Genomic DNA, 7143 nt, shown 5'->3' with positions numbered 1-7143 from the left:
ATCACAGCCTGAGAAACGCCCGCGTCCTCGTGGTCAGGACGGACGTCCGCAAGGCCGTTTTTACACGACCAAGACCCATCTGAGACATTTCGCTAGCATCCCACATTGTAGTAGCGAAGGCCCCTTTCAGAGTTCTGCTTTGAACCGACACGATGGTCTTCCCTCAGATTGAGGGCAGGCATGAGGCTGCGAAAATTCCCGATCCCATACCTGGAGGCGGGGCGTTGGCCCGCGTTCTCATCGTAGGCGTTTGACTCAAATCAAATAGAACCCGCCTTAGGCTCATAGGGTTTTGCATGGTGGGCTGTCGCGAGGTTCTTTCCAAAACTCTATCGGTGAAGAGTTCATGTCCAGGCGCGTACCTCCTGTCGAAAACCGTGGTCGATCCATTCGGTTCTGGTTGGGGTTGCTCCTCGTGGTCTGCACGGTTCCGGCAATGCTGGTCGCCGGCTACCTGATCACCGACTCGTATATTGCGGCACGCGACAATGCAGAACGCAATACCGTGGCCACAACACGCGCGCTGATGCAGGCGGTCGACCGCGAGCTGCTCAGCGTCCAGTCGAGCTTGCGGGTGCTTGCAAAGTCACCCTACCTGCAGTCCGGTGATCTTGCTGCCTTTCACGAGCACTCGCGCGAACTGCTGCAGTGGCTGACAGGCAATGTAATTGTCATCGCGGACGCGGCCGGACAACTCCTGGTCAGCACGATGGTCCCCTACGGTCAGCCGTTGCCCAGAACCAGCATCCCAGGCCTGGTCCGCACCATCTTCGAGTCCGGCCGACCTGCGATTTCCGATTTTTATATCGGAGCCACATCGAGACAGCCTCAAATCGCCGTCGGTGTGCCCGTGTTTCGGGACGGGAAGGTCGCGTATGCGCTTGTGATGGGCATTCTTCCCGCGAATGTTGCCGTAATCTTGGAGCGGCAGAAGATACCGGAGGGCTGGATCGTGGCGATCCTCGACACCGGCGGGACTATCGTCGCCCGGACCAAAGATCCGGAACTGTTCATCGGCCAGCAGGGAACGCCTGAATTCCAACGCCAGACGTCGAGGGCGCAGGAGGGCATATACGAGACCCCGACGCTGGAAGGTATCGCAGTCATCGGCGGATACCACCGGTCGTCGATCACGGGCTGGATGATCGCATTCGGCGTTCCCAAGAGCGTCTATACGACGAATCTGCGATGGGCACTGATGATCCAGAGCGCTACCGCGGTCCTCGTGCTGTTGCTCGGTGCGTTGTTGGCGGCAAGTATCAGCAGGCGAATCGTCCGCTCGATCCGCGCGATGACGACCCCGGCGCTTGCGCTGGGACTGTCCCGGAAGATTGATGTCCCGACGGTCGAAATTCGGGAGGTGAACGAGCTAGGTCACGCTCTGACAACGGCTTCCCAATTGATCAACCAGCGCGAGGTCGAGCGCGACGAGGCGCAGCACCAAAAAGCGCAAATCGAGGAGTCGCTCCGGCGATCACAGAAGCTGGAAGCGATTGGCCAGATGGCCGCCACCATCGCCCACGATTTCGGAAATCTGCTCACCCCGATCCTAGGAAACTTGGATATGCTCGAGGAGCGGATCGATGATCCCCGCTCGCGATTGCGTATCAATAATGCCCTGGCTAGTGCCAAACGGGGCCAGCAGCTCGTCCGCTCCCTTATGGCCTTCGCACGCCAAGAGCCGTCGGCAGTGACGATCATCGACATCAATCAGGCGATCCTTGCCATGGAGGGAGTGCTGGAGCAGTCGCTGGGCACAATCGGCAAGCTGATCTTCAACCTCGCATCGGAGGCTTGGCCCGTACGCGGCGACGCAACCCAACTGGAGATGGCGATCATCAACCTGGTCGTCAATGCGCGCGATGCCATGACCGCGGAAGGCACCGTGCAAATATCGACGATGAATAGGACGCTGCACGGCGAGCACGACAATCTCTCGGGCGATTACGTGGCAGTCGCGGTTTCCGACACGGGCTCGGGCATGCCGCCTGAAATCCTCGCGGTTGCATTCGAGCCCTTGTTCACGACCAAAGAGCCGGGCAAAGGCACCGGGCTCGGTCTCGCCAGCGTTTGTAGATTTGCCAAACAATGCGGCGGTGTCGCAGTGATCGAGAGTGAGCTCCGCAAGGGAACCACGGTCACGATCTATCTGCCGCGTGCGCGCAACGACGCAACGACTGATAGCGGTGACTCTCGGCTCGGCCAGGCCGCCGACCTGGGCGACGTGAAGTGACGTGCTTGGCCCATTTCGGGCCCAGAGGTCATTGATTGCGACGGTGTCGTTGAGAGCCACAGCAGACATCTGCCGAAGATGCGACAGCCTCTTCGTATCCGGCGGCCGGCCAGGCCGCATCCCGCAAGGGGTGGGAGGACTCGTAGTGGTCAAAGCAAGTTGACCCGATCTGCTTCATCCCCCGACATCCACGCCGCCATGCGCATGCTCTGGTAACATGAGTTCGCCCGGCGAATCGTGGTCACAACCGTCCTACAACGTGCCAGGTTGCGATGGCCGTCCTCCAGCTCTTTCGAGGTTGAACGCTTACCTGCCGAAAATTCCGCCCACCACGCGGTGCATCGCACCACCGATCGCGCCGATGGGACCTCCGACATTGCGCTGATGTCGCGCGCGTCCCGTGCTGCGACGGGCTTGGCGGTCGGATTTGGCAGCCTCGGCGGCCGCGTCCATCAGGACCTTGTGCTGGGCGGCATTGAGGAAGCCGGTCGTGGGGTAGCCGCGCTCCTCCTGCCAATGGGCGAGGGCGGCGCGGGTCTGTTCGTCGAACGTCCCGTTGATCTTGGTGCCGAACCCGAGCCTGGTCAGCCCTCGTTGCACCGCGCGACGCTTCGCCTTGGTGAGGCCGATCTGGTTCTCGGCCTGCTGATTGGCGTCCTGGGCAGCGATCACGGTATCGGCGGGTGCCGACGCTTCACGAGGTGTGCTGCTCAGACCAGCGTGAGCGACCTGCGCGCTTCCGGCGATCGCTAGGAGGGACAGTGCCAGGATCAAGGCGCGCATGGCCTTTCCTTCGCCGATGATACGTTTCTAGAAGAGATACAGCGCGCCGAACTGAACGATCAACATCCGGTCATGCCGCTCCGTGCGATTGCAGGGTAACTGCGGCCCGGGCGGCACGGTTCCCTGGCCCCGCGCCATTGTTCCCTCGCGTCGCACGCGGAGCACGCGATCGGAGCGCACCTGGGAGGTGTCCAGCAGTGGCCGCGATCCCGGATCGTCGTGGGCGAGCCAGCCGCGGCAGGCAAGCCGTCGCATAGCCCCGAATGCGTATCTAATTACCTTTTAACTGTTCGGAGCCCCCCATTGGGCGGCTCTTTCTGCATGAGGAGCCAAATTTCGATTGAAAATCCAAATCGTCGCATTCCTGCTGCATCGCAAAATGCTCATACCGCCATGCAATATAATCCGTTGTATCTGGCATCTGGTATACGTAAATTCTCCTCAGTCAGAACGTCATACCGCCTCACTGAAGGAGACAAACCATGGCCAAGACCGTCGCCCTCCCCCTCGTCCAGCCCGTGTCGCTGTTCGGCCGCCTGCTGGCGACCCTCGACCGCGTGCTGATGACCAGCGCCCGCGCCGCCAACCGCAACGGCGACCTGCCCTATTTCGGCCTCTGAGGCTCGGCGCGCTTCGCGCGCGCAGGCAGCCCTCGAAGCCCAACCAAGAGCCCCGGATCTCCGGGGCTTTTGCTTTTGCGACACCCGCGCGACCTGCGACATATTGGCCCCGTGGGCGTCCCACCCGATCTCCTCAATTGCGGTCGGTCACCTCTTCATACCAAAATCAAATCGGTCGATTTGCTGCGGATGCTCCTCTTGCTGCCTGCTCCCGGCTGCCAACACAACTTTTGGCTGCATGGGCATTGCAAGGAAGTCCGGGGCTGGCGACGACCTGGAGCTGGTCACGGTGGGGATGACACCGGCGGGCTCGACAGGTCGGTGGTTCGATTGGGCACAGCGGCCGGAAGAAGCCGTGCGCTCTCGGGAATGAAGGGGAGAAAGCGTCGATGAAGCGTTCCGTGCGCGTGGCCGTTATGGCTGGCATCGCCCTGATGGCAGGGCATATCCCGGCTCTGGCGGGATGGGAGCCTGTCCGGCCGGTCGAGTTCATCGTTCCGGCTGGCACCGGCGGCGGTGCCGATCAGATGGCCCGGACGATCCAGGGCATCGTCACCAAGCACAACCTGATGAAGCAGCCGCTGGTCGTGATCAACAAGTCCGGTGGCGCCGGCGGCGAAGGCTTCCTCGACGTCAAGGCGTCGGCCGGCAACCCGCACAAGATCATCATCACGCTGTCGAACCTGTTCACGACCCCGCTCGCGACCGGCATTCCGTTCAACTGGAAGGACCTCACTCCCGTCGCGATGCTGGCGCTCGACGAGTTCGTGCTCTGGGTCAATGCCGAGAAGCCCTACACCACCGCCAAGGACTACGTCGATGCGGTCAAGCAGGCCGGCGGCACCCTCAAGATGGGCGGCACCGGCTCGAAGCAGGAAGACCAGATCATCACGGTAGCCATGGAGAAGGCGACCGGCGCGAAGTTCACCTACATCCCCTACAAGGGCGGTGGCGAAGTGGCCGTCCAACTGGTCGGCAACCACATCGATTCCACCGTCAACAATCCGATCGAAGCGGTGGCGCAGTGGCGCGGCGGCAAGGTCAGGCCGCTCTGCGTGTTCGACGACAAGCCGATGGGCTTTGACGAGCCGATCACCGACGGCAAGGCCTGGAAGGACATCCCGACCTGCAAGTCGCAGGGGCTCGACATCGAATATCTGATGCTGCGCGGCATCTTCATGTCGCCGCGGGCCACCAAGGACCAGATCGAATACTACGTCGACCTGTTCAGGAAGGTGCGAGAGACGCCGGAATGGCAGGAGTTCATGAAGACCGGCGCCTTCAACACCACCTTCATGACCGGTGCGGACTACGCCAAATGGGTCGAGACCGAAGAGAAGCGGCACGAGCTCCTGATGAAGGAAGCCGGCTTCCTGGCCTCGAACTGAGCGGCTCGCATGAGAAGTCACGGTGGATCGGCCGGCCCCAGCCACAAGGCGGTCGAGGCCGGCGTCACGCTCGCCATCGCGCTGTTCGGGATCATCGTGATCATCGGCAGCGTGAAGGCGGGAATCAATTGGGGCGCTGAGGGGCCGCGGGCTGGATTCTTTCCGTTCTATGTCGGCCTGCTCATCGTCGCGGCCAGCGCGATGAATGTCCGCAACACGCTGCGCGAGGACGACGGCCGCGTCTTCGCCGAATGGGGCCAGCTCCGCCAGGTCATGAGCGTGGTGGTGCCGACGGCGATCTATGTCGGCGCCCTGCCCTTCATTGGCCTCTACCTCGCGTCCATGATCTTCATCGCCTGGTTCATGCGGTGGCTCGGCAAATATGGCTGGCTCACGGTGGAAGCGGTCGCGATCGGCATGCCGGTCGTGACCTATCTGATCTTCGAGCGCTGGTTCATGGTCCCCCTCCCCAAGGGGCCGATCGAGGATTGGCTCGGACTCTAACAAGAAAACTCATCCGCTGAGGGTTGCAGGACCAAGCTGGCATGGAAGAACTCGCCAATCTGTTTCACGGCTTCGCAGTCGCCCTCCAACCGTTCAACATCATGGTGATGATCCTCGGCATCGTGCTCGGGGTGATCATCGGCGTGCTGCCGGGACTGGGCGGCGCCAACGGCGTCGCGATCCTGCTGCCGCTGACCTTCAGCATGCCGCCGACCTCGGCGATCATCATGCTGTCCTGCATCTATTGGGGCGCGCTGTTCGGCGGCGCCATCACCTCGATCCTGTTCAACATCCCCGGCGAACCATGGTCGGTCGCCACCACCTTCGACGGCTACCCGATGGCGCAGCAGGGCAAGGCGGGCGAGGCGCTCACGGCAGCGTTCACCTCGTCCTTCGTCGGCGCGCTGTTCGCGGTCATCATGATCACGCTGATCGCGCCGCTGGTCGCTGGCTTCGCGCTTCAGTTCGGCCCGGCCGAGAAATTCGCCGTCTATTTTCTCGCCTTCTGCAGCTTCGTCGGCCTGAGCAAGGAGCCACCCTTCAAGACGATTGCGGCGATGATGATCGGCTTCGCACTCGCGGCTGTCGGCCTGGATTCCATCACCGGCCAGCTCCGCCTCACCTTCGGCGTCACTGAACTGCTCAACGGCTTCGACTTCCTGATCGCCGTGATCGGGCTGTTCGGCATCGGCGAGATCCTGCTCACGATGGAGGAAGGCCTGAGTTTCCGCGGCGGCAATGCGCAGATCAATCTGCGTGTCGTGCTGCACACCTGGAAGGAGATGCCGGCCTATTGGGTCACGTCGCTGCGCTCCTGCCTGATCGGCTGCTGGATGGGCATCACCCCCGCCGGCGCCACGCCGGCCTCGTTCATGAGCTACGGCATCGCCAAGCGCCTTTCCAAGCGCGGCAAGAATTTCGGCCATGGCGAGATCGAAGGCGTCGTCGCTCCGGAGACGGCAGCCCATGCGGCAGGCACGGCGGCGCTGCTGCCGATGCTGTCGCTCGGCGTGCCCGGCTCCCCCACGGCGGCGGTGCTGCTCGGCGGCCTCTTGATCTGGGGCCTGCAGCCCGGCCCGATGCTGTTCGTCGAGCAGAAGGAATTCGTCTGGGGCCTGATCGCCTCGATGTATCTCGGCAACCTCGCCGGCCTGCTCGTCGTGCTGACCTGCGTTCCGGTCTTCGCGGCGATCCTGCGCATTCCCTTCAGCATCATCGCACCGCTCATCCTCGTGCTCTGTGCCATCGGCGCCTATTCGGTGCACTCGAGCACGTTCGACGTGGTGCTGATGCTGGTGTTCGGCGTGCTCGGCTATCTGTTCAAGAAGTGCGGCTATCCGCTCGCGCCGCTGGTGCTCGCCATCGTGCTCGGCGACAAGGCCGAGGAGGCCTTCCGGCAGTCACTGCTGGGATCCCAGGGATCGCTCGCGATCTTCTTCTCCAACGGGCTGGTCGGCACCATCATGGCACTCGGGTTGATCGCGCTGTTCTGGTCGGCGATCCAGCAGGGCTACAACCGGTTGCGGGCGCTCGCCACATAAACTCGCCCTTGCTCCGATAGTTGAACTACAAATATCCTCTGCTGCGTCGTATTGTCGCTGCAACGATTTGCCTT

6 protein-coding genes are annotated in these 7143 nt (G+C 62.3%); 5 read left to right on the top strand and 1 reads right to left on the bottom strand.

Annotated features, from left to right (window positions below):
* Positions 1-436 precede the first annotated feature (436 nt).
* Positions 437-2233: an ATP-binding protein gene (locus tag QW861_RS29935; RefSeq protein ID WP_315753027.1), complete on the top strand. Its 1797-nt coding sequence runs from the start codon at positions 437-439 to the stop codon at positions 2231-2233.
* A gap of 306 nt (positions 2234-2539) precedes the next feature.
* Here QW861_RS29935 and QW861_RS29930 read toward each other — a convergent pair whose 3' ends face one another.
* Positions 2540-3016 (bottom strand): peptidoglycan-binding domain-containing protein, encoded by a 477-nt coding sequence (locus QW861_RS29930; protein ID WP_315753028.1) that lies wholly within the window; start codon positions 3014-3016, stop codon positions 2540-2542.
* A gap of 482 nt (positions 3017-3498) precedes the next feature.
* Here QW861_RS29930 and QW861_RS29925 point away from each other — a divergent pair, with 482 nt between their 5' ends.
* From QW861_RS29925 to QW861_RS29910, 4 genes are all read left to right on the top strand, one after another.
* Positions 3499-3636: a hypothetical protein gene (locus QW861_RS29925; RefSeq protein ID WP_315716173.1), complete on the top strand. Its 138-nt coding sequence runs from the start codon at positions 3499-3501 to the stop codon at positions 3634-3636.
* Between the two features lie 389 nt (positions 3637-4025).
* Positions 4026-5024 (top strand): tripartite tricarboxylate transporter substrate binding protein, encoded by a 999-nt coding sequence (locus tag QW861_RS29920; RefSeq protein WP_315753029.1) that lies wholly within the window; start codon positions 4026-4028, stop codon positions 5022-5024.
* A gap of 9 nt (positions 5025-5033) precedes the next feature.
* A complete protein-coding gene (locus QW861_RS29915) occupies positions 5034-5528 on the top strand; it encodes a tripartite tricarboxylate transporter TctB family protein (RefSeq protein WP_315753030.1) in 495 nt (164 codons plus the stop codon).
* Between the two features lie 41 nt (positions 5529-5569).
* The gene (locus tag QW861_RS29910; RefSeq protein WP_315753031.1) at positions 5570-7069 is read left to right on the top strand and encodes a tripartite tricarboxylate transporter permease; all 1500 of its coding nucleotides are present in this window, start codon (positions 5570-5572) and stop codon (positions 7067-7069) included.
* Positions 7070-7143 lie beyond the last annotated feature (74 nt).

The organism is Bradyrhizobium sp. SZCCHNRI1029 (assembly GCF_032487555.1).
Lineage (GTDB): Bacteria > Pseudomonadota > Alphaproteobacteria > Rhizobiales > Xanthobacteraceae > Bradyrhizobium.
The sequence above is the reverse complement of the archived record's forward strand: the minus strand, read 5'-3'. Positions and strand labels throughout refer to the sequence as shown.

Coding starts and splice junctions, on each gene's coding strand:
- QW861_RS29925 (WP_315716173.1), top strand. CDS start 3,499: ATGGCCAAGACCGTCGCCCTCCCCCTCGTCCAGCCCGTGTCGCTGTTC.
- QW861_RS29935 (WP_315753027.1), top strand. CDS start 437: ATGCTGGTCGCCGGCTACCTGATCACCGACTCGTATATTGCGGCACGC.
- QW861_RS29915 (WP_315753030.1), top strand. CDS start 5,034: ATGAGAAGTCACGGTGGATCGGCCGGCCCCAGCCACAAGGCGGTCGAG.
- QW861_RS29930 (WP_315753028.1), bottom strand. CDS start 3,016: ATGCGCGCCTTGATCCTGGCACTGTCCCTCCTAGCGATCGCCGGAAGC.
- QW861_RS29920 (WP_315753029.1), top strand. CDS start 4,026: ATGAAGCGTTCCGTGCGCGTGGCCGTTATGGCTGGCATCGCCCTGATG.
- QW861_RS29910 (WP_315753031.1), top strand. CDS start 5,570: ATGGAAGAACTCGCCAATCTGTTTCACGGCTTCGCAGTCGCCCTCCAA.